This window comes from Pseudomonas soli (assembly GCF_021283165.2).
Classification (GTDB): Bacteria; Pseudomonadota; Gammaproteobacteria; order Pseudomonadales; family Pseudomonadaceae; genus Aquipseudomonas; species Aquipseudomonas soli.
Genome location: NZ_CP128543.1, coordinates 1,825,868 through 1,846,531 on the forward strand (window position 1 = coordinate 1,825,868; position 20,664 = coordinate 1,846,531).

General features: G+C 64.2%; 18 protein-coding genes and 1 tRNA gene. 11 read left to right on the plus strand and 8 right to left on the minus strand.

The window, feature by feature from the left end; all coding sequences use genetic code 11:
• Positions 1 to 38: 38 nt before the first annotated feature.
• Entirely contained in the window at positions 39 to 977 is a 939-nt protein-coding gene (locus LU688_RS08530; protein WP_094010680.1) for a ZIP family metal transporter, read from the minus strand.
• 127 nt (positions 978 to 1,104) lie between these two features.
• Between LU688_RS08530 and LU688_RS08535 the strand changes: the two genes are divergently transcribed.
• The 4 genes from LU688_RS08535 to LU688_RS08550 all read left to right on the plus strand — a co-directional run bounded on the left by LU688_RS08535 (position 1,105) and on the right by LU688_RS08550 (position 4,459).
• Positions 1,105 to 1,296 (plus strand): PLDc N-terminal domain-containing protein, encoded by a 192-nt coding sequence (locus tag LU688_RS08535; RefSeq protein WP_023629733.1) that lies wholly within the window; start codon positions 1,105 to 1,107, stop codon positions 1,294 to 1,296.
• 186 nt (positions 1,297 to 1,482) lie between these two features.
• On the plus strand, positions 1,483 to 3,558 hold the full coding sequence (locus LU688_RS08540) for an LTA synthase family protein (RefSeq protein ID WP_094010679.1): 2,076 nt from the start codon (positions 1,483 to 1,485) through the stop codon (positions 3,556 to 3,558).
• 146 nt (positions 3,559 to 3,704) lie between these two features.
• On the plus strand, positions 3,705 to 3,941 hold the full coding sequence (locus tag LU688_RS08545) for a hypothetical protein (RefSeq protein WP_023629732.1): 237 nt from the start codon (positions 3,705 to 3,707) through the stop codon (positions 3,939 to 3,941).
• A 185-nt stretch (positions 3,942 to 4,126) separates the two neighbouring features.
• On the plus strand, positions 4,127 to 4,459 hold the full coding sequence (locus LU688_RS08550) for a ribonuclease E inhibitor RraB (RefSeq protein ID WP_038705647.1): 333 nt from the start codon (positions 4,127 to 4,129) through the stop codon (positions 4,457 to 4,459).
• Between the two features lie 20 nt (positions 4,460 to 4,479).
• On the opposite strand, the gene LU688_RS08555 is transcribed toward LU688_RS08550, so the two are convergent.
• On the minus strand, positions 4,480 to 5,283 hold the full coding sequence (locus tag LU688_RS08555; protein WP_110604945.1) for a c-type cytochrome: 804 nt from the start codon (positions 5,281 to 5,283) through the stop codon (positions 4,480 to 4,482).
• A gap of 527 nt (positions 5,284 to 5,810) precedes the next feature.
• Here LU688_RS08555 and LU688_RS08560 point away from each other — a divergent pair.
• Positions 5,811 to 6,536 carry an amidotransferase gene (locus tag LU688_RS08560; protein WP_094010677.1) on the plus strand — a complete coding sequence of 242 codons (726 nt, stop codon included), beginning with the start codon at positions 5,811 to 5,813 and terminating at the stop codon, positions 6,534 to 6,536.
• A 99-nt stretch (positions 6,537 to 6,635) separates the two neighbouring features.
• Here the strand turns inward: LU688_RS08560 and LU688_RS08565 are convergent, their stop codons facing one another.
• From LU688_RS08565 to LU688_RS08575, 3 genes are all read right to left on the minus strand, one after another.
• Entirely contained in the window at positions 6,636 to 7,607 is a 972-nt protein-coding gene (locus tag LU688_RS08565; RefSeq protein WP_023629727.1) for a magnesium and cobalt transport protein CorA, read from the minus strand.
• A gap of 82 nt (positions 7,608 to 7,689) precedes the next feature.
• Positions 7,690 to 8,409, minus strand: coding sequence for a lysophospholipid acyltransferase family protein (locus tag LU688_RS08570; RefSeq protein WP_038705648.1), 720 nt, complete (start codon positions 8,407 to 8,409; stop codon positions 7,690 to 7,692).
• 183 nt (positions 8,410 to 8,592) lie between these two features.
• On the minus strand, positions 8,593 to 9,282 hold the full coding sequence (locus tag LU688_RS08575) for a crotonase/enoyl-CoA hydratase family protein (protein ID WP_038705649.1): 690 nt from the start codon (positions 9,280 to 9,282) through the stop codon (positions 8,593 to 8,595).
• 290 nt (positions 9,283 to 9,572) lie between these two features.
• Between LU688_RS08575 and LU688_RS08580 the strand changes: the two genes are divergently transcribed.
• A tRNA-Ser gene (locus LU688_RS08580) sits at positions 9,573 to 9,662 on the plus strand.
• Between the two features lie 159 nt (positions 9,663 to 9,821).
• Here the strand turns inward: LU688_RS08580 and LU688_RS08585 are convergent.
• Together LU688_RS08585 and LU688_RS08590 are read right to left on the minus strand one after the other, a co-directional pair.
• Positions 9,822 to 11,951: a TonB-dependent siderophore receptor gene (locus LU688_RS08585; protein WP_094010676.1), complete on the minus strand. Its 2,130-nt coding sequence runs from the start codon at positions 11,949 to 11,951 to the stop codon at positions 9,822 to 9,824.
• Between the two features lie 229 nt (positions 11,952 to 12,180).
• Positions 12,181 to 12,558, minus strand: coding sequence for a hypothetical protein (locus LU688_RS08590; RefSeq protein WP_038705650.1), 378 nt, complete (start codon positions 12,556 to 12,558; stop codon positions 12,181 to 12,183).
• A gap of 440 nt (positions 12,559 to 12,998) precedes the next feature.
• On the opposite strand from LU688_RS08590, the gene LU688_RS08595 reads away from it, so the two are divergent.
• The 5 genes from LU688_RS08595 (at position 12,999) to LU688_RS08615 (ending at position 19,303) form a co-directional block, all read left to right on the plus strand.
• Positions 12,999 to 14,456, plus strand: coding sequence for a serralysin family metalloprotease (locus tag LU688_RS08595; RefSeq protein ID WP_023630981.1), 1,458 nt, complete (start codon positions 12,999 to 13,001; stop codon positions 14,454 to 14,456).
• Positions 14,457 to 14,520: 64 nt separating this feature from the next.
• The gene (locus LU688_RS08600) at positions 14,521 to 14,886 is read left to right on the plus strand and encodes an AprI/Inh family metalloprotease inhibitor (RefSeq protein ID WP_232888244.1); all 366 of its coding nucleotides are present in this window, start codon (positions 14,521 to 14,523) and stop codon (positions 14,884 to 14,886) included.
• 44 nt (positions 14,887 to 14,930) lie between these two features.
• Positions 14,931 to 16,652, plus strand: coding sequence for a type I secretion system permease/ATPase (locus LU688_RS08605; protein WP_038705652.1), 1,722 nt, complete (start codon positions 14,931 to 14,933; stop codon positions 16,650 to 16,652).
• Entirely contained in the window at positions 16,649 to 17,941 is a 1,293-nt protein-coding gene (locus tag LU688_RS08610; protein ID WP_094010674.1) for an HlyD family type I secretion periplasmic adaptor subunit, read from the plus strand. The genes LU688_RS08605 and LU688_RS08610 overlap by 4 nt, the downstream gene beginning before the upstream one ends.
• A 9-nt stretch (positions 17,942 to 17,950) precedes the next feature.
• On the plus strand, positions 17,951 to 19,303 hold the full coding sequence (locus tag LU688_RS08615; protein WP_038705654.1) for a TolC family outer membrane protein: 1,353 nt from the start codon (positions 17,951 to 17,953) through the stop codon (positions 19,301 to 19,303).
• A gap of 74 nt (positions 19,304 to 19,377) precedes the next feature.
• Here LU688_RS08615 and LU688_RS08620 read toward each other — a convergent pair whose 3' ends face one another.
• A complete protein-coding gene (locus LU688_RS08620) occupies positions 19,378 to 20,565 on the minus strand; it encodes an MFS transporter (protein ID WP_094010673.1) in 1,188 nt (395 codons plus the stop codon).
• Positions 20,566 to 20,664: the final 99 nt, after the last annotated feature.

Below are 20,664 nucleotides of genomic sequence, written 5' to 3' on the forward strand. Positions count from 1 at the left end.
CCGCGCAGCCCCTGGGAGCGGGCTCCGCGACCGGCCTGTCAACCCAGCGCGGTATCGAGGAACATCATCACCGCGAAACCGCCCATCAACCCCAGTGTTGCCGCGGTCTGGTGCCCATTGCGGTGGGTTTCCGGGATCACCTCGTGGGACACCACGAAGATCATTGCCCCGGCTGCCAGGCCCATGCTGATCGGGTAGGCCAGGGCGAAGCCGGTGGAGATGCCCAGGCCGATCACCGCGCCCAGCGGTTCCATCAGCCCGGAGCCAATCGCCACCAGCGCAGCCTTGAAGTTCGACAGCCCCGTGGCGCGCAGTGCCAGGGCCACGGCCAGGCCTTCGGGGATGTCCTGGATGGCGATGGCGCTGGTCAGCGGCAGGCCGATGGCCATGTCGCCGTTGGCGAAACTCACACCGATGGCCATGCCCTCGGGCAGGTTGTGCAGGGTGATTGCCAACACGAACAGCCAAACCCGGCTCACCCGCTCGGCCTGCGGGCCGCAGGGGCCGGTGCTTTCATGCTCATGTGGGGTGAAGCGGTCCAGGCCCAGCATCAGCAGCACCCCAAGGCCCATGCCCAGCACCACGGTGAAGGCCGCCGCCGGGCCGTTGCCGGTGATCTCGCGGGCAGCATCCAGCCCCGGCAGGATCAGCGAGAACGAACTGGCGGCGAGCATCATGCCAGCGGCAAAACCGAGCATGACGTCCTGCGTGCGCGCGCTGACGTCGCGCAGGATCACCGCCAGCACCGCGCCCAGGGCGGTGGCGCCGAAGCCGGACAGGCCGCCGAGCAGTGCCAGGTGCAGGTGGTCGGCATGATCGCCGTTGACCGCGTTCCAGATGCTCGCCAGCAGCAATGCGCCGATGGCCAGCAGGCTCAGCACCAGGCCGGCGCTGAGCCAGGGAGCCTGCACGGCCTGGTGCCGCCAGGCGCTGAGGATGGAGTCAGAGCTGGCGCTTTGAGTGTGGGCAGGGGGCATGCGAACCTCGAGAGCAGTGGATATCAGCAGTCTATCCACTGACCGGCATTCCCGACCAAGGATTCCCTTCTATCGGGGCCATAGCCAGCTATGCTCTGCAGCACACACACCGTGCGGGAGCAGCATCATGGGTTCCACCTTCAACAGCCTGGTTGGCTTGATCATCCTGGCCCTGGACATCTGGGCCATTCTCAATGTGCTCAAGAGCGGCGCCGAGGTGGGGATCAAGGTGCTCTGGATCCTGCTGATCCTGCTGCTGCCGGTGCTGGGGCTGATCATCTGGGCGATCGCCGGGCCACGGGGCAATGTGCGGATCTGAGGCCTCACCTCGCAACTGTGTAACTTTGTAAGGACAGGCTGCTCTCGACAAAATTTTCACACTCGATTTTTGAAAATCCGCGCCGCACAATGCGGCCTTGGTCTCACCTTGCCCACAAGGGCCAGACCACCAGGCTATTGGCGCTTTCGCCTTCCCGCAAACCGCAATCCTAGGACCTCTCCATTCATGGCTAACACGGACGCCTTGAAGCAACAGGGTGTGCGAGGCTCGTTCTCGCCGACCCTGAAATCCCACCTGGCCTACACGTTGCTCAGTGGCCTGGTGATCATGCTGATGCTCAGCCTGGTGCGCCTGGCGCTGCTGGTCTACAACAGCGACATGATCGGCGACACGCCATACTCGACCGTTGCCGAGGGCTTCTTCAACGGCCTGCGCTTCGACCTGCGCGTGGTGGTGTACATCAGCATCCCGTTGCTGCTGGCGCTGCTCAGCCCCTGGCTGATGGCCCGCCGTGGCCTGTTCCGCTTCTGGCTGACCATTGCATCTAGCGTGGTGATGTTCCTCGGCCTGATGGAGATGGACTTCTACCGCGAGTTCCACCAGCGCCTGAACGGCCTGGTGTTCCAGTACATCAAGGAAGACCCCAAGACCGTCATGAGCATGCTCTGGTACGGCTTCCCGGTGGTCCGCTACCTGTTGGCCTGGCTGGTCGGCACCTGGCTGCTGAGCCTGCTGTTCAAGGGCATCGATCGCTTGACCCGCCGCAACGGCAGTGCCCAGGCTTTGGGCAGCGCCAAGCTGGCGCCCTGGTACGGGCGCCTGGCGGTGTTCATGGTGGTCCTGCTGGTGGCCGTGGTCGCCGCCCGTGGCACCCTGCGCCAGGGACCGCCGATGCGCTGGGGTGATGCCTTCACCACCGACTCCAACTTCGTCAACCAGTTGGGCCTGAACGGCACCCTGACCCTGATCGATGCCGCAAAGAGCCGCTTTGGCGAAGACCGCGGCAATATCTGGAAGCCCGTGCTGGACCAGCCGCTGGCCACACAGACCGTGCGCGAGCAGCTGCTGACCGCCAACGACACCCTGGTCGATGCCGACGAGGCCGCGATCCGCCGTGACTTCGTGCCGCCTGCGGCGAACACGCTGGGGGTCAAGAACGTCGTGGTGATCCTCATGGAAAGCTTCGCCGGTCACTCGGTCGGCGCGCTGGGCAGCCCGAACAACATCACCCCGTACTTCGACAAGCTGGCCAAGGAGGGTTTGCTGTTCGACCGCTTCTTCTCCAACGGCACCCATACCCACCAGGGCATGTTCGCCACCATGGCCTGCTTCCCCAACCTGCCGGGCTTCGAATACCTGATGCAGACCCCGGAAGGCGGCCACAAGCTGTCCGGCCTGCCAGCGCTGCTCAGCGCCCGCGACTATGACGACGTCTACGTCTACAACGGTGACTTCGCCTGGGACAACCAGTCCGGTTTCTTCGGCAACCAGGGCATGACCACCTTCATTGGCCGCAACGACTTCGTCAATCCGGTGTTCTCCGACCCGACCTGGGGCGTGTCCGACCAGGACATGTTCGACCGTGGCAACGAAGAGCTGGCCAAGCATGACGGCAAGAAGCCGATCTACGCGCTGCTGCAGACCCTCTCCAACCACACCCCGTATGCCTTGCCCAAGGACCTGCCGGTGGAGAAGGTCACCGGGCAGGGCCGCCTGGACGAGCACCTGACCGCCATGCGCTACTCCGACTGGGCGCTGGGCCAGTTCTTCGAGAAGGCACGCAAGGAGCCGTATTTCAAGGACACGCTGTTCGTCATCGTCGGCGACCACGGCTTTGGCAACCACCAGCAGGTCACCGAGTTGGACCTTGGCCGCTTCAACGTGCCGCTGCTGCTGATCGCCCCAGGTATCCAGGAGAAGTTTGGCGCTGTCAACCATACCGTGGGTACCCAGGTCGACATCGTGCCGACCATCATGGGCCGTCTCGGTGGCCAGGCCCGCCACCAGTGCTGGGGCCGCGACCTGCTCAACCTGCCTGAGGGCGACCAGGGCGTGGGCATGATCAAGCCGTCTGGCAGCGAGCAGATCGTTGGCCTGGTGCAGGGCGACCGCATCCTCATCGAGTCCAAGGACATGACCCCGCGGATGTATCGCTACCAGTTGGGCCGGGAGTTCAAGGCCGAGCTGATCGAAAGCCCCGATCAGCCGGAGATGCTCCAGAAGCTCGAGGCCTACATCCAGACGGCTACCAAGAGCCTGCTGGACAACACCGCCGGCGTCGTCCACGGCACGCCGAAGTAGTAGCGCCTAGTGGCCTCAGGAAGCCCGCCGTTGACCGGCGGGCTTTTTTCATGTGGTTGTCATGCACGCGGCTGAACATTTGCCGCTGTGTCATGGTCAAGCTAATACGCAGTTCCATTCACCGTTGCGCCAGCGAGGGCTGATCGATGAAAGCATGGGAAGTCAGCTTTGCCGACCAGAAGGGCGAGCCGCAGACACTGCTGCTCAATGCCGAGCAATGCCCCAGCGAGGAGGACGCCGCACGCGCCATCCGTTCGCGTTTGTTCCCGCTAATGGATGAACTTGACCTCAATGACTTCCAGGATCGCAGCTTTTCCCCCACTGCACGCTGGCTCAAGGAGCAGAGCGGCGTGACCATCACCACCATTCGACAGCTACCCTGAGCCGCTACGCTCTGGCGCAGTGCCTGCACAGGCACTACGCTGGAGACAGGCGCCGGCCAAATCTGCGGGTCCGCGTCGATTCCACTCGCGTCTTGCATCAGCTCGAATTGCCAGGCATGGCACGCTTGCCAGGCAGGTGCTTTGTGCACTGAAAGTCTATCCATTGCTTTGCAGGAGGACGTTTCATGAGCAGCCAATACGACGACATCAGCAGCAGTGTCCTGCGCCAGATGAAAGCTGGCGGTTTCGATTTCACCCGTATTCATCCCATCGAGTTTTATGCCGTGTTTCCCGACGAGGCCGCCGCACGCCGGGCGGCCGTGCAGTTCCGTGGCGAGTCGCTCAGCGCCCAGGTGAGCGAGCGCGACGACGGTGCCTGGCATCTGGAACTGAGCAAGGTGATGTACGCCACCCATGGCGGCATCGGCGCTTTCGAGCAGGCCTTCGAACGGCTCGTGTCGCCCCATGGCGGCGAGGTCGAGGGTTGGGGCGTCAAGCAGGAACGGCCGATTGCCTAGGTAACGCGGCCCCGTGCGTTCTACCGTGGTTTGCGCCCGGCCATATGCTTCAGGTATGCCAGCAATGCATCGAGTTCCTGGTCGCTCAGCACCTGGGTGGAGAACCCAGGCATCTTGGCCTGCGGCCAGTGCCTCAGGCTCTGCGGATCGCGAATGTATTGGCGCAGGAATGCCGGCTGAAAGTATTCGGTAGGGTTGTGCGGCAGGTTCAGGTCAGGGCCCAGGTGCGCATCGCCAGCGCCATTGAGGCGGTGGCAGGCCAGGCAATTCTGCTGGAACAGGGCAAAGCCCTGGCGCACTGGATCCGCGTCAGGCAGCGCTGGGTCTGGCAACAGGGCGGGGAAGCGCACCTCGACCGCTGCCAGGCTGCGAATGCTGGCGATCTGGAACGGCCATTGTTCCGGGCGGATGCCGCTCGCCTGGGGCTGGGTCCATACCAGATAGAACGGCCCGGCTCCCGCCTTGCCCTGGCCGAGTGGCGGCCAAGGCCGGGCGTTGTCCTCGATGGCCAGCCAGGCTTGTGCCGGGCCTGGCTGCAACAGCGGGCCGGCGGGCATTTCTGCAGCGAAACCGTCGAGGGCCACCGCCTGCAGGTGGTCGCTCGGTTTCACACCCTCGAGCAGTGCTGCCAGCGGTACGGCGCGGTAATGCATGGTGCGCTTGTAGGCAACGTCCTGTTCAATAGTGACGTCCCGCGCCAGGGGATGGGTGAGCAGTTGCTCGCTCTGCCAGTGCCGGCTGCCGTCACCCAGATCGAGGGTCAGTTGCGCGGCCAGCGCTGGCAGGGGAATCAGCAAGCAGAGCAGGGTAAGGCACAGGCGCATGGGCAATCTCCAACCTTCAAGGTCGGCAGGTTACCCACGCACGCTTGGAAAAGGCCAGTGCTGGGTCAACCGAACAACCGGGTAAGGTTGGGCAGGATCAGCAGCAGGGTCGTGGCGAAGAGTATGAGCCCGGCTTGGCGTACTTTGGATTGTCTGAACATGGCGGACCGCCTTCTTGTTGTTATTCCTGAATAACCCTTGGCTTCCTTGTCTGGCTTCGGGTCGATCGCAGTGGCGTGATCGAACGTCCTCACTGCTTGCCGCGTGTTTCTGGATATACAACCAACACTAGGGCCCGCGTCATCCCTGTTTCAGAACCCTTTGCTCTAAAAAAAATCATTTCGCTTCCTCATGGCTTTAAGGCCACTGGCCACCCCGCTGGCACGCTGACGCTAGACGAGTGCGCGGCAAGGGTTACCAAGGGTTACAGGGCCTACCGTTCGTCTGGACATCCTACTTGCTTGTACGCCCCTTTCGCGTCAGTCTTTACAGCAAATCCCACCCACATGTCGTTCAGGACTACCGCTATGTCGTTACGCATCTGCATCCTTGAAACCGATGTCCTGCGGCCGGAGTTGATCGCGCAGTACCAGGGCTACGGAAGGATGTTCGAGCAGCTGTTTTCACGCCAGCCGATCGCCGCCGAGTTTGATGTGTACAACGTGATGAATGGCGATTATCCGCCGGCCGAGCGAACCTTCGATGCCTACCTGGTGACCGGCAGCAAGGCCGACTCGTTCGGCGACGATCCGTGGATCCAGACGCTCAAGGCCTACCTGCTCAAGTTGTATGAGCGGGGCGAGAAGCTGCTGGGGGTGTGTTTCGGTCACCAATTGTTGGCGTTGACTCTCGGCGGCAAGGCCGAGCGCGCCGACAAGGGCTGGGGCGTGGGCATCCACCGCTACAGCTTGGCGGCCCATGCGCCGTGGATGGACCCGCAGGTATCCGAGCTGACCTTGCTGATCAGTCACCAGGACCAGGTCACCAAGCTGCCCGAAGGGGCCACGGTGATCGCCTCGAGCGATTTCTGCCCCAACGCCGCCTACCATATCCGTGACCAGGTGCTGTGCTTCCAGGGTCACCCGGAGTTCGTCCACGACTATTCCCGGGCGCTGCTCGACGCGCGCCAGGCCTCGTTGGGCGACGAAGTCTATGCCAAGGCGGTGGCCAGCCTTGCCACCGAGCACCAGGGGGATCTGGTGGGCGAGTGGATGCTGCGCTTCGTCCAGCAGCCCGGTAGTCGCGTGATCTGAGATCCATGTTGACTGGGGTCGCGTGGGAGATGGCACCGGCTTCGCCGGTAATCGCGGGCCAAGTCGCAGCGGCGAACCGCCGCTCCCACGCTCTTGGCGTTACAACCAGCCCGACCGCTTGAAACTGAAGTACAGCCCCGAACACCCAAGGCCGATCACCCCCAGCACGGTAAAGTAGCCGTAGTGCCAGCCCAGCTCAGGCATGTTCTGGAAATTCATCCCGTAGATCCCGGCAATTGCCGTGGGAAACGCCAGGATCGCCGCCCAGGCCGCGAACTTGCGCTGGGTGATGCTTTGCCGTGATGACTCCAGCAGCATGCCGATCTCGATGGTCTGGCTGGCGATGTCGCGGATGCCGGCCAAATCTTCCATCTGCCGAGTCACGTGGATCTGCACGTCGCGAAAATACGGGCGCATGTTCTTGTCGATGAACGGGAAGCTCAAGCGCTGCAGCTCTTCGCTGACTTCCACCATCGGAGCCACGTAGCGGCGCAGGCGCAGGATGTCGCGGCGCAGGCTGTGCAGGCGCTGAATGTCTTCTTCCTTGAGTGAATTGCTGAGCACGCTGTGCTCCAGCTCTTCGATTTCACCGTGAATGGCCTCGCTGACCGGCTGGTAGTTCTCGGTGACGAAGTCCAGCAGAGCGTAGAGCACGAAGTCTTCGCCGTGCTCGAGCAGCAACGGCCGCGCCTCGCAGCGTTGGCGCACCAGGGCGTAGGACTTCGAGTGGCCGTTGCGGCAGGTGATGATGTAGCCATTGCCGGCGAAAATGTGGGTCTCGATGAACTCAAGCTTCCCTTCGTGGCGCACTGGGGAGTAAGTGACGATGAACAGCGCGTCGCCGAAGGTTTCCAGCTTTGGCCGGCTGTGTTTCTCCAGGGCATCCTCAATGGCCAGTTCGTGCAGGCCAAACTGGCGCTGCAGGTTGGCCAATTCCTCGGCATTGGGCTCTTCCAGGCCTATCCACACGAAGTGTCCGGGCTTGCTGGCCCATACGGCGCCTTCGTCGAGGCTGATATTGGTGACCTTCCTGCCGGCGCTGTACACCGCTGCCGCGACGACTCGACCCATGGTTGTCCGCTTATTCGATTGAACACGCGATACAGCTTGGGCCGTGTCGCGGCACGGAGCAAGTCCGGCGAGAGGTGGCGGGTCAGGGCGCGATAAGCTCGCTTTCCATATGGTCGATGCAATGCTGCATCTGGATTCGGCATTGCTCGATCAGCGTTGGCAGGTCCTGTTGGGTCAGGCCAGCAGTGGCGATCGGGGCCAGCGAGCGAATTATCACCGTGCGCTGGCGCCAGCTGTTCAGGCTCAGGCGCCTGGTGTAGCGGCTGACGCATACCGGCACGATCGGCACGCCGGCCTCGATCGCCATGTGGAAAGCGCCTTTCTTGAACGCTAGCAACTGTTCGCCGGGGTTGCGCGTGCCCTCGGGGAAGATCCAGATCGAAGTATCGTCGCGCAGGGTTCGGGTGGTGGTCTGCATGGCCTTGCGTGCCTGATAGGCGTTCTTGCGGTCGATCAGCACATTGCCGCCCAGCCAGAACAACTGCCCGAACAGCGGGATCCAGCCCAGGCTCTTCTTGCCGATGGCCACGGTACGCCGGGGCACCACCTGGCCGAGGATGAACAGGTCATAGTTGGACTGGTGGTTGGCGATGATCACGCAACCGGGGGGCTGGTCCCACAGCGGGCCGACCTCGGCCTTGACCTTGATCCGCAGCAACCAGGCGGCCGGCACGCTGTACAGGCGGGCGAACAGGCGGCTGTTGTCGGGGTTGAACGGGCGCAGCAGGCCAATCACCAGGCCGACGACACCCACGAGCAGAAAGTGCAGCGCCAACAGGAGCATGCGGAGCATATAAAGCATGGTACGACTCACACCGGACAGTCGCGGCGCAGTGTACGGGTGTGCACTGGTGGGGGCAAACGTTGCTGAGCGCTGGAGATCATGCGGGAGCGGGCTTTCCCGGCGATGGCCTCACCCTGGGTGATCGCATCGCCGGGCAATCCCGCTCCCACGAAGTCCTGTGAGGAAAATCCCTGGACGGACTCAGCCCAGGTGGTTCTGGTCCGCCAGGATCGCCTCGTCCAGCGCCTCCAGCAGGGCCTTGCGCACCTTCAGCTTGGTGTTCTTGTGCGCCAGCATGTTCAGCTTCTTCATTTCGCGCGCGGCGGCCAGGGCGGTCTCGTGCAGCTGCTCGGCGGGCACCACCTTGTCGAGGAAGCCGGCTTCCCGGGCACCCTGCGGGTCGAACACCTCGGCATTGTTCACCGAGCGCTGGAATGCCGCACGGCCCAGGCGATCACGGGCCAGCTCGATACCGGCGTGGTGCATGGTCATGCCGATCTGCACTTCGTTCAGGCAGATCTTGTAAGGGCCTTCGACACCGATGCGGTAGTCGCCCGACAGCAGCAGGAAGGCGCCCTTGGCCACGGCATTGCCGGGGCAGGCGACGATCACCGGGAAGGGGTGCGACAGCAGGCGCCGGGCCAGGGTGGAGCCGGCGGTTACCAGGCCAACGGCCTCCTTGGGGCCGGCGGTCATCACTTTGAGGTCGTAGCCGCCGGAGAGGATGCCCGGCTGGCCGGTGATGATCACCACCGCGCGTTCCTCGACGGCGCGATCGAGCGCGGCGTTGAAGGCCTTGATGACATCCGGGGAGATGGCGTTAACCTTACCGTTGTTCAGGGTCAGGGTGGCGATGCCGTCTTCGGCGTGGTAGGTAATCAGCTCGCTCATGGCAGAGTCCTTTGGATGGCGTGGCGACGACGTTACCCAGCGGCGCCGGCCAGGTAAAGTGCCAAGACTGACTGATCAGTCAGTGTCGCGCCGCTGTGCCTTGCGCCCTCTGGGCAGCGCTTGGCGGGCAGGAAAAAGCGCTGGGCACATTGGCAGCATTGCCCTGATCGGCCGGAGTTTTCGGCCAATTGCCTTAAGCACATGAAAATTCTGAAAAAAATGCTTGCCAAGTAAAAGCTCTTCTACTAAATTAGCGCGCCTCGACAGGCTGAATAGCTTGAAGAGAAAACGGTGAAGTGTCCGAGTGGTCGAAGGAGCACGCCTGGAAAGTGTGTATACGAGAAATCGTATCAAGGGTTCAAATCCCTTCTTCACCGCCACATTCTACGAGAAGCCCCCGAATCGAAAGGTTCGGGGGCTTTTTGTTTGTCGGTTTGTTTTTACCTGTGCGATCGCATCGCCGGCAAGCCGGCTCCCACAAGGTAATGCGATCTCCTGTGGGAGCCGGCTTGCCGGCGATGGGCTGCGAAGCAGCCCCTTTAGAAACTTACTGAGGCCGACAGTCGTGCCGTGCGCGGCGCGCCCTGGAACAGGTAGTTGTCGCCCAGGTAGTCGCCCACGTCGCGCCAGTAGCGCTTGTCCAAGACGTTGTCCACGGTCAGGCGCAGCACGGTGTCGTAGCCGCCGATGTTCGTGCGATAGCGGCTGCCGATGTCGAATACGGTGTAGCCGCCGACTTCGACATTGCCTGCTGAGCTTGCGTACTTGCTGGCGCTGTAGCGTGCACCGCCGAGCAGGGCCAGGCCGGGGACGGGCAGGGCGTAGTCGGCCTGCAGCGCGGCGCGCAGGCGCGGCACGTTGATTGCCTGGTGGCCTTCGTAGGCGGCGGTGTCGCTGTTTTGCACCCGGGCGCGGATCACTGCGGCGCTGGCCTGGATCTGCAGGTTGGAGGTTGCCCAGCCGCTGGCGCCGAGTTCCAGGCCGGTGTTTTTCTGCTGGCCCGACTGCACGTAGGTCGGCGCCGGAGTTCCGTCGGGGCGGGCATACTGGTACGCCTGGCGGATCTGGAACAGGGCCGCGCTGAAACTCATGCCCTGCCAGTCACGCTTGATGCCGACTTCGAGCTGGCGCGACAGGGTCGGGGCGAGGATTTCGAACGCGTTGCTGGCATACCAGGGGGCGGTGCCACCCGAGGACAAGCCTTTCGCATAGCTGGCGTACAAGGTGGTGTCCGGCTGCGGCTTGTAGATCAAAGCTGCGTTGGGCAGCAGTTGGTACTGTCGGGTGTGGCGCCCGGCGACGCCATTCTGGTCCCAGGTCTTTTCATCCAGGCGCACTTCCCGGGCACCGATCACGGTCTGCCAATTGTCGTTGAAGGTGATGCGGTCGCTGAAGAACAGGCCGTACTGGCGGCTGTCCAGGCGGCGTTCACTACTGCCAATGGGCTTGTCCGACGGCTCCACCGCTGGCGCACCGGTATGGATGTTGCCCGTGCCTCGCCACTCGTTGTAGCCCGGTCGCTGGTCGAGCGTGCGGCGTTGCGCACTGGTGCCGACGGTCAGCTCATGGCTCACGCCCAAGGCATCGAAGCGCCCGTCGAGCATGGCCTGGGCTTCGTCGATGCGGCGGGTATCGTCAGGGCTGCGGAAATCGTAGATGTCGTAGTCGCCATTGCTGCCGAAGTAGGACCCTTCGCTCGAACCCCAGGCGAATGCGCTGTAGTCATCAATTACTACCTTGCTGCGCGAGGCGCTGAGGGTACCGTTCCAGTTGTCGTTGAACTGGTATTTGAAGCGCCCGCCCAGGTTCAGCGAGTCGTTCTGCACGGGCTTGGCCCAGGACTGCCAGGCCAGGTGATCCTTGGGGTCGACGCCATGGGGCAGCTGGTTGCCGCCAAGCAGTTGATAGCCGGGTACCGAATACTGCTCGCGGTGCTGGTACTCGGCATCCAGCTCCAGGACGGCATTCGGGTTGATCTGCCAGTCAAGCGCCACGGAGGCGAAGTCGCGCTTGCCGTCGGCATGATCGACATAGGAGCGAATGTCCTCGTGGGCGAGGTTGGCCCGCAGGCCCAGCTGGCGCTCGGCGCCGAACCAGCCGCCCAGGTCGGTGGCCAGGTAGCGCTCGCCCTGTTCGTTGCTCGACACGCTCATGCTGCGCACATCCTCCGGGCGCTTGGTCACGTAGTTGACCAGCCCGCCGGGCTCTGACACGCCGCTCTGCAACCCGGACAGTCCCTTGAGCAGCTCCACCTGCTGCTTGTTCTCCAGCGCCACGTTCTGCTCGCCGGCGATGGTCTGGCCGTTGACCCGGTAGCTGCTGGCGGCGTTGAGCTCGAAGCCGCGCACGTTGAAGTTCTCGTAATAGCCGATCGGCGCATAGCTTTCGCCCACCGAGGCATCGCTCTGCAGCACCTCGCTTAGCTTGCGCACCTGGCGGTCGTCCAGCAGCTGGCGGCTGAACACGCTGACCGCTGCCGGGGTGTCGAGCAGCGACGCGCTGTGCAGGCCGCCGACCTGGGCTTCGCGTGCCTGGTAGCCGCTGTCCTGAACATCCGAAATGCGCACGGGGGCCAGGGCCACACTGTCGTCGGCAAGGCCATGGCCACTGTGCAGGGCAAGGCCCAGGCCGAGCAGGCCCAAGGGCAGGCGGGGGCGAAGCGGGGTCATGCAAGGCTCCTTGAAAAGCAGACGCGCCGTTATCGCTCGGCAGCTGTCGGGCAGGCAAAAGGGCGCCATGGTAGCAGGCTGCCGAGGCTTTCAGGGATGCAGACGTGGGATCCGGCGCGCCTGTGCTCCCACCGATACCGCACAAGGCTTAGGCATGCGCGTTTCCTGCGGGAGCCGGCTTGCCGGCGATGACGCCAGTACAGTCAATACGAACGAAGCGGGGCGCGATTCAGGCCGCCGCCGGGCGCTGGTAACGGCGCCAGTTGTCGTCGATCTTCGACCAGGTCTTGCCGTCGGTGATGGCCAGCAGCTTGCGGCCATCCTTGAAGGTGGCAAGGAAGGTGACTTCCTCTTCCTTGCCGCCCAGCAGCAGGCCGGCGAGCAGGCCGACCGGGCCGGCCACCAGGGCGCCGGCCACTCCCCAGCCCAGGGCGGTGCCCAAGCTGCGGGTCGATTCGAGGTTGGCCAGTTTCAGATCCGTAATCCGCGCCAGCGAAATGCGCTCGCCGGGCGAAGGGCTGCGCGGGGTCTTGAGTGTGAGCGCTCCATTGCGATACTCGCCTTCACCTTGCAAGAAATCGCCGGATTGCACCGTGAGCCTTGTCATTGTGTCGTCCTGTCAGGAAGGGGTCTTCGACCAACGCCTACTGAGCGCTCCACACGCTGGCAAGTCAACGCCGAGGCGACGGAGGGTCGTGCGGCAGGTTGTCGCGTAGTAAAGCGCCTAAACGAAGCGTTGAGGGCAAACAACAGGCACTCGTCGCATTTTCGAAAGTAAACTTCGAATCGTTGTCTATAAAGTCCTGGAGACATGATTGGAACTAATGCTTGTCGCTGCCGACATTGATCCATCGCAGTTTGCGCAAATTAGGACGACACAGTTGAGTTTTCGAAAACGAAAAAATGGCGTCAAAAAACGCTGGACATCAAGTTTCATTGTGTGTCAGTTTTTTTGCGCCTCATAAAGGCGAGTGACAGGAAGTTCTCGCCAGGTGGGAAATCCTGTCTGACATCAACTGCTTTTTTGTAAACAAGGAAGTAACCTGCATGTCGAAAGTCAAAGAAAACGCTATTGTTTCGGCCGTTTCCGCACTGCAGCCGAAGGGACCTAGTTCGTCCTTTGGCCTGATCGATAGCTTTGCCCACCAGTACGATCGCGGCGGCGCGAACATCAATGGCAAAAAGTCCTTCACGGTCGACCAGGCCGCCGACCACCTCCTGCGTGATGGCGCAGCCTGGAAGGACCTGAACAAGGACGGCACGATCAGCCTTACTTATACCTTCCTGACCAAGGCACCGTCTGACTTCTACAGCCGCGGACTGGGCTCGTTCAGCCAGTTCAGCGACCTGCAGAAACAACAGGCCAAGCTCTCCATGCAGTCCTGGGCGGACGTGGCCAAGGTCACCTTCACCGAGGCAGGCTCGGGCGGTGACGGCCACATGACCTTCGGCAACTTCAGCGCCAGCAACGGCGGCGCGGCGTTCGCCTACCTGCCGTTCGACGGCCCGGGTTCGCACAAGGGCGAGTCCTGGTACCTGATCAACAGCGGCTATCAGGTCAACATCACCCCGGGCACCGGCAACTATGGTCGCCAGACCCTGACCCACGAGATCGGCCACGTGCTCGGCCTGTCCCACCCCGGCGACTACAACGCCGGCGAAGGCAACCCGACCTACCGTGACGCCGACTACGCCCAGGACACTCGTGGCTACAGCGTCATGAGCTACTGGAGCGAAAGCAACAACGGGCAGAACTTCATCAAGGGCGGCGGGCAGTACTACGCCTCGGCCCCGCTGATGGACGACATCCTGGCGATCCAGAAGCTCTACGGCGCCAACTACGCCACCCGTGCCGGCGACACCACCTACGGCTTCAACTCCACCGCTGATCGCGACTTCTACTCGGCCACCTCGGCCTCGTCGAAACTGGTGTTCTCGGTGTGGGACGGTGGCGGCAACGACACCTTCGACTTCTCGGGCTTCACCCAGAACCAGAAGATCAACCTCAACGAAGCGTCGTTCTCCGATGTCGGCGGCATGGTTGGCAACGTGTCCATCGCCAAGGGCGTGACCATCGAGAACGCCATCGGCGGCTCGGGCAACGACCTGCTGATCGGCAATGCGCTGGCCAACGTGCTCAAGGGTGGTGCCGGCAACGACATCATCTACGGCGGCGGCGGCGCCGACCAGCTGTGGGGCGGCAGCGGCTCGGACACCTTCGTGTTCGCGGCTGTCAGCGACTCCACCAAGGCGGCGCCGGACCGCATCATGGACTTCACCTCGGGCGTGGACAAGATCGACCTGTCGGCCATCTCCGCGTTCGCCGTGAACAAGCTGCCGCTGCAGTTCGTCAATGCCTTCACCGGCCATGCCGGCGAGGCGCTGCTGACCTACGACCAGGCCACCAACCTGGGCAGCCTGTCCATCGACTTCACCGGAAACGCGTCGGCTGATTTCCTGGTGACCACCGTTGGCCAGGCCGCTGTCACCGACATCGTGGTCTGATGTAACAGGGGGCGGCGCTCGCGCGTCGCCCTTTTGTCGGCGAGGCAGACGAATGAAAGCAAGCTTGCGAACGATCGCGCTGGCCGCGATTACCCTGATGTCGATGACCGAGGTAGGTATGGCGAGCAGCCTGTTACTCCCCAACGCCGCGCAAATGGCCGGTGATTGGACGCTTTACCCCGAACAGCAGCAGGTGCAAGCCTGCAACCTGCACCTGGGCGCCAACGAAGGCGAAATCGAAGGCGACCTGGATTGCGCCAGGGACCTGCTGGGCCTGCGCCCCGGCAGCTGGCTGGTGACTCCTGACACCTTGGCCCTGGTGGGCGGCGACGGCAGCAGCGTGGTGCACTTCAGCCGCGAGGGGGCCAAGCGTTACGCCTGGACCCGGCCGGACGGTACCCAACTGGTGCTCCAGCACCTGGACAAATAAACCCGGCCTGAAACTTAAAAGTTTCAGGCAAGCAAGGGCGAAACATGAAACTACCGAGCAAAAAGCCCGGGGCGCCTTTGTGGGCGGCACTCGGCGAACATAAGTCGACGTTGATCAGCGTTGGCTGTTTCACGGCATTGATCAACTTGCTCATGCTGGTGCCGTCGATATATATGCTTCAAGTGTACGACCGTGTACTGAGTTCACAGAGCACGACAACTTTGTGGGTGCTGACATTGATGGTTGTCGGCTTCTTCGTTTATATCGGCGGGCTCGAGGCCGTACGCAGTTTCATTGTCATTCGGGTCGGCAACCAGTTGGAAAAGACGTTCAACCTGAAGGTCTATCGCGCCGCCTTCGAACGCAATCTGCGCCAGCGCGACGGCGCCGCCGGCCAGGCCCTGGGCGACCTGACCCAGCTGCGCCAGTTCATCACTGGCCCCGCGCTGTTCGCCTTCTTCGATGCCCCCTGGTTCCCCATCTACCTGGCGGTGATCTTCGCCTTCAACGTCTGGCTGGGCGTCATGGCCACGGTCGGCGCGCTGCTGCTGATCGCCCTGGCGATCCTCAACGAGCGCCTTACCCATGCCACCCTGGCCGAGGCCAGTGGCTTCCAGCAGCAGTCGACGCAACTGGCCGGCAGCCAGTTGCAGAGCGCCGAGAGCATCCAGGCCATGGGTATGCTTGGCGCGCTGCGCCAGCGCTGGTTCAGCCTGCATGGACGTTTCCTCGACCTGCAGAACAAGGCCAGCGACACCTCGGCGGTGATCACCGCCACCAGCAAGGGCCTGCGCCTGTGCCTGCAATCGCTGGTGCTGGGGTTGGGCGCGCTGCTGGTGATCGAAGGGCAGATGACCCCGGGCATGATGATCGCCGGCTCCATCCTCATGGGCCGGGTGCTGGCGCCGATCGACCAGTTGATTGCGGTGTGGAAACAGTGGAGCGGCGCGCAGCTGGCCTACCAGCGCCTGGACGGGCTGCTGCGCGAACACCCCGAGACGCCGACGCCGATGCCCCTGCCGGTGCCTACCGGGCAACTGGCGGTGGAGCAGGTCAGCGCTGGCCCGCCCGGGCGCAACCTGGCCACCCTGCAGCAGGTGCACTTCGCCCTGGCGCCGGGTGAACTGCTCGGCGTGCTGGGGGCTTCGGGTTCGGGCAAGTCGACCCTGGCCAAGGTGCTGGTCGGCGTCTGGCCGACCCTCGGCGGCCATGTGCGCCTTGATGGCGCCGAGCTCAGCCAATGGGACCGCGACGCGTTGGGCCCGCACATTGGCTATCTGCCGCAGAACATCGAATTGCTGCGCGGCAGCATCGCCGAGAACATCGCCCGCTTTGGCGAACTGGACGGCATCAAGGTGGTCGAGGCGGCGCGCCTGGCGGGCGTGCATGACCTGATCCTGCGCCTGCCCCAGGGCTATGACACGCGCCTGGGCGAGGAGGGGGTGGATCTCTCCGGCGGTCAGAAGCAGCGCATCGCCCTGGCCCGCGCCCTGTACGGCGATGCCCGGCTGATCGTGCTCGACGAACCCAACTCCAACCTCGACAGCCACGGCGAAGCCGCCCTGGCCAACGCCATCGTCCAGCTCAAGGCTCAGGGTCGCACCGTGGTGCTGGTGACCCACCGCAGCGCGGCGCTGGCCCAGGCCGACAAGCTGCTGGTGATGAACGAAGGGCGCATGCAGGGCTTCGGCCCGGCCCGCGACATCCTCCACGCCATGGGCCAGGCCCCGGCGCAACGACCCCTGCAAGCCGGAGGTGGCGCATGAGCCAGCAAACCCGTGATGCACGTTTCCATGTTCGTCTGGGGTGGTGGCTGACCCTGGTCGGTTTCGGCGGCTTCATGGCCTGGGCCAGCTTCGCCCCGCTCGACCAGGGCGTGCCGGTGCAAGGCACCGTGGTGGTGTCGGGCAAGCGCAAGGCGGTGCAGTCCATGGGCGCGGGCGTGGTCAGCCGCATCCTGGTCAGCGAAGGCCAGCTGGTGCGCCAGGGCGAGCCGCTGTTCCGCCTCGACCGCACCCAGGTGCAGGCCGACGTCGATGCGCTGCAGGCCCAGTACCGCATGACCCGCGCCGCCCTGGCACGCTGGCAGAGCGAGCGTGACAACCTAGGCCAGGTGCAGTTTCCCGCGGAGCTGCTCGAAGACGCCGACGCCCGCCTGGCGCTGATCCTCGAAGGCCAGCGCCAGCTGTTCGACAGCCGCCGCCAGGCCCAGGCCCGCGAGCAGGGCGCCCTGGCCGCCAGCATCGACGGCTCCCAGGCCCAGCTGACCGGCATGCGCCGGGCGCGCGGCGACCTGCAGGCCCAGGCCGACTCGTTGCGCGAGCAGCTCGACAGCCTGCGCCCGCTGGCCGGCGAGGGCTATATCCCGCGTAACCGCGTGCTGGAATACCAGCGCCAACTGTCACAGGTGCAGCGCGACCTGGCGCAGAACGCCGGCGAAAGCGCGCGCCTGGAGCAGGTGATCGTCGAAGCCCGGCTCAACTTGCAGCAGCGCCGCGAGGAATATCAGAAAGAGGTGCGCAGCCAGCTGGCCGAAGCCCAGGTCAAGGCCGCGACTCTGGAGCAGCAGCTCAACTCCGCGCACTTCGAGCTACAGCACAGCGAGATCATCGCACCGGCCGACGGCATCGCGGTGAACCTTGGCGTGCACACCGAAGGCGCCGTGGTGCGGGCCGGCGATACCCTGCTGGAGATCGTGCCCCAGGGCACCGCGCTGGAAGTGGAAGGGCGCCTGCCGGTGAACCTGGTGGACAAGGTGGCACCGCAGTTGCCGGTGGACATCCTGTTTACCGCCTTCAACCAGAACCGCACGCCACGGGTTACCGGGGAAGTGGCGCTGGTGTCGGCCGACCAACTGATCGACGAGCGCAGCGGCCAGCCGTACTACGTGCTGCGCAGCACGGTCAGCGAAGAAGCGCTGGCGCGTCTGCAGGGGCTGGCCATACGCCCGGGCATGCCCGCCGAGCTGTTCGTGCGCACCGGCGAGCGCTCGCTGCTCAACTACCTGTTCAAACCCCTGCTCGACCGTGCAGGCACCGCCTTGACCGAACAATAAGGACTGCCAGTGAAGAAGTTCCCACTGATCGGGCTGCTGCTGGCCTGCGCCTGGCTGCCGACCGCCGCCCAGGCCGCCATGGGGCCGTTCCAGGTATACGAGCAGGCCCTGCGCCGCGACCCGACCTACCTCGCGGCATTCAAGGCCCGCGAAGCCGGCCAGGAATACCGCGCCATCGGCCGCGCCGGCCTGCTGCCCAGCCTGTCGTACAGCTACAACAAGGGCCGCAACGATTCCGAGGTGCGCTACCTCGGCGATTCGCGCCGGCAAAAGGAGGACCGCACCTACAACAGCATGGGCTCGACCTTCATCCTCCAGCAGCCGCTGTTCGACTATGAAGCCTATTCGAGCTATCGCAAGGGCGTGGCCCAGGCGCTGTTCGCCGATGAGAGCTTCCGTGACCAGAGCCAGCAACTGCTGGTGCGGGTGATGACCAGCTACACCCAGGCGCTGTTCGCCCAGGACCAGATCGCCATCAGCGTCGCCAGCAAGCAGGCCTACCGCCAGCAGTTCCAGCAGAACCAGCGTCTGTTCGACGCCGGCGAGGGCACGCGCACCGATATTCTCGAGGCTCAGGCCCGCTACGAGCTGGCCGATGCCGAGGAGATCAAGGCGCGCAACGAACAGGATGCCGCGCTGCGCGAACTGGGCGCGCTGATCGGCGAGCCGGCGGTGCGGGTCGAGGACCTGGCGCCGCTGCGCCTGGGCTTCGCCCTGCCGGTGGTCGACCCCAGCGGCTACGAGGCCTGGCAGGAGCGGGCCCTGGCCAACAACCCGCAACTGGCTTCATCGCGCCAGGCCCTGGAAGTGGCGCGCTACGAGGTCGAGCGCAATCGTGCCGGGCACCTGCCCAAGGTCACCGCGTTCGCTACTTCGCGGCGCCAGGAGTCGGACAGCGGCAACACCTACAACCAGCGCTACGACACCAATACCGTGGGCATCGAAGTCAGCGTGCCGATCTTCGCCGGGGGCGGGGTGCTGGCTTCGACCCGCCAGGCCAGCCGGCACCTGGAGCAGGCCGAGTATGAGCTCGACGGCAACACGCGCAGCGCCTTGATCGAACTGCGCAAGCAGTACAACGCCTGCCAGTCCGGCGCCAGCCAGCTGCGTGCCTACCAGCGGGCGCTGGTGGCGGCCGAGGCGCTGGTGGTGTCCACGCGCAAGAGCGTGCAAGGCGGCGAGCGGGTCAACCTGGACGTGCTCAACGCCGAACAGCAGTTGGCCACCACCCGCCGCGACCTGGCCCAGGCGCGCTACGACTACCTGCTGGCGTGGATCAAGTTGCATTACCAGGCCGGGGTGTTGAGCGAGACCCAGCTGGCGCGGGTGGACGAAGCGTTCATTGAGGGCAAATCCGGTTGATGCTCTGATCGCCTACCAGCGTGGGAGAGGCGGTTCGCCGCTCCCACGCTGGTAGGCGAGTGACTGAAAAGCATTCAGGCTGACACCGCTGCCTTTCTCCGCTTGCCCTCAGCCAGCCCCCACACCAGCAGCGCCAGGGCACCGATCACCAGCCCGGCCACCACGATCCCATCCCAGCCATGCACCTCGAACAGTTGCGTGCCCAGCAGCGACCCCAGCGCTCCGCCGATGAAGTAGCAGGTGATATACCCGGCATTGAGCCGCGTACGCGCCTCGGGGCGCAGCACGATCACCGCGTTCTGGTTGCTCACGTGGACCAGTTGCACCGCCAGGTCGAGCAACAGCACGCCCACCAGCAACGCCACCAGCGAGCTCTGCGCGAACCCCAGCGGCACCCACGACAACAATAGCGCCACCAGCCCCACGGTGGTGCCCAGCGAGCCTTTGCCGCGGTCGGCCAAGCGCCCGGCCCAGTTCGCCGCCAGTGCGCCAACCGCTCCGGCCATGCCGAACAGGCCGATCACCGCGTCTGAGTAATGGTAGGGCGCCTCGCTCAACAGGAACGCCAGCGGAGTCCAGAACAGCGCGAACAGGCTGAACGCCAGCAAACCCAGCAGCGAGCGCAGGCGCAGCACCGGTTCCTCGACGAACAGGCGGAATACCGAGCCGATCAGCGCCGGGTATTTCAAGCCGGCGTGGCTGTGGTGTTGCGGCAGGCTGCGGTACAGGGCGAGGGCACTGACGGCCATCAGCACCGCGGCCAGCACGTAGATGCTGCGCCAGCCGCCCAGCTCGGCCATGAAGCCTGCGGCGGTGCGCGCCAGCAGGATGCCCAGCAACAGGCCGCTCATCAGCGTGCCCACGGCGCGGCCGCGTTGATCCGGAGCACTGAGCGCGGCGGCCATGGGTACCAGCACCTGGGCCACCACCGAGAACAGTCCGGTCAGCGCCGTGCCGAACAACAGCCACGGCAGGCTTGGCGCGCAGGCGCTGATCACCAGCCCGGCGGTGGCGATCAGCACCATGGTGACGATCAGCCGCCGCTGCTCGAACAGATCGCCCAGTGGCGCGAGCAACAGCAGCCCGGCGCCGTAGCTGAGCTGGGCGGCGATGACGATGGTGCCGGCGCTGGCGGTGCTCAGGCCGAACTGCTCGGCGATGCTGTGCAGCAGGGGCTGGGCGTAGTAGTTGCTGGCCACGGCCAGGCCGGTGGCGGTGGCCATCAGCAGGATCAGGGCGCGACTCAGGGTCGGGGAATTCATGGGCAGTCTCGTTGCAGGCAAGGTTGTGTGGCGACAAGTATCAGGAAGTGTCCTTCATGACGCCAATGTATAGTTATCAACTTATCCATCTCTAAAACA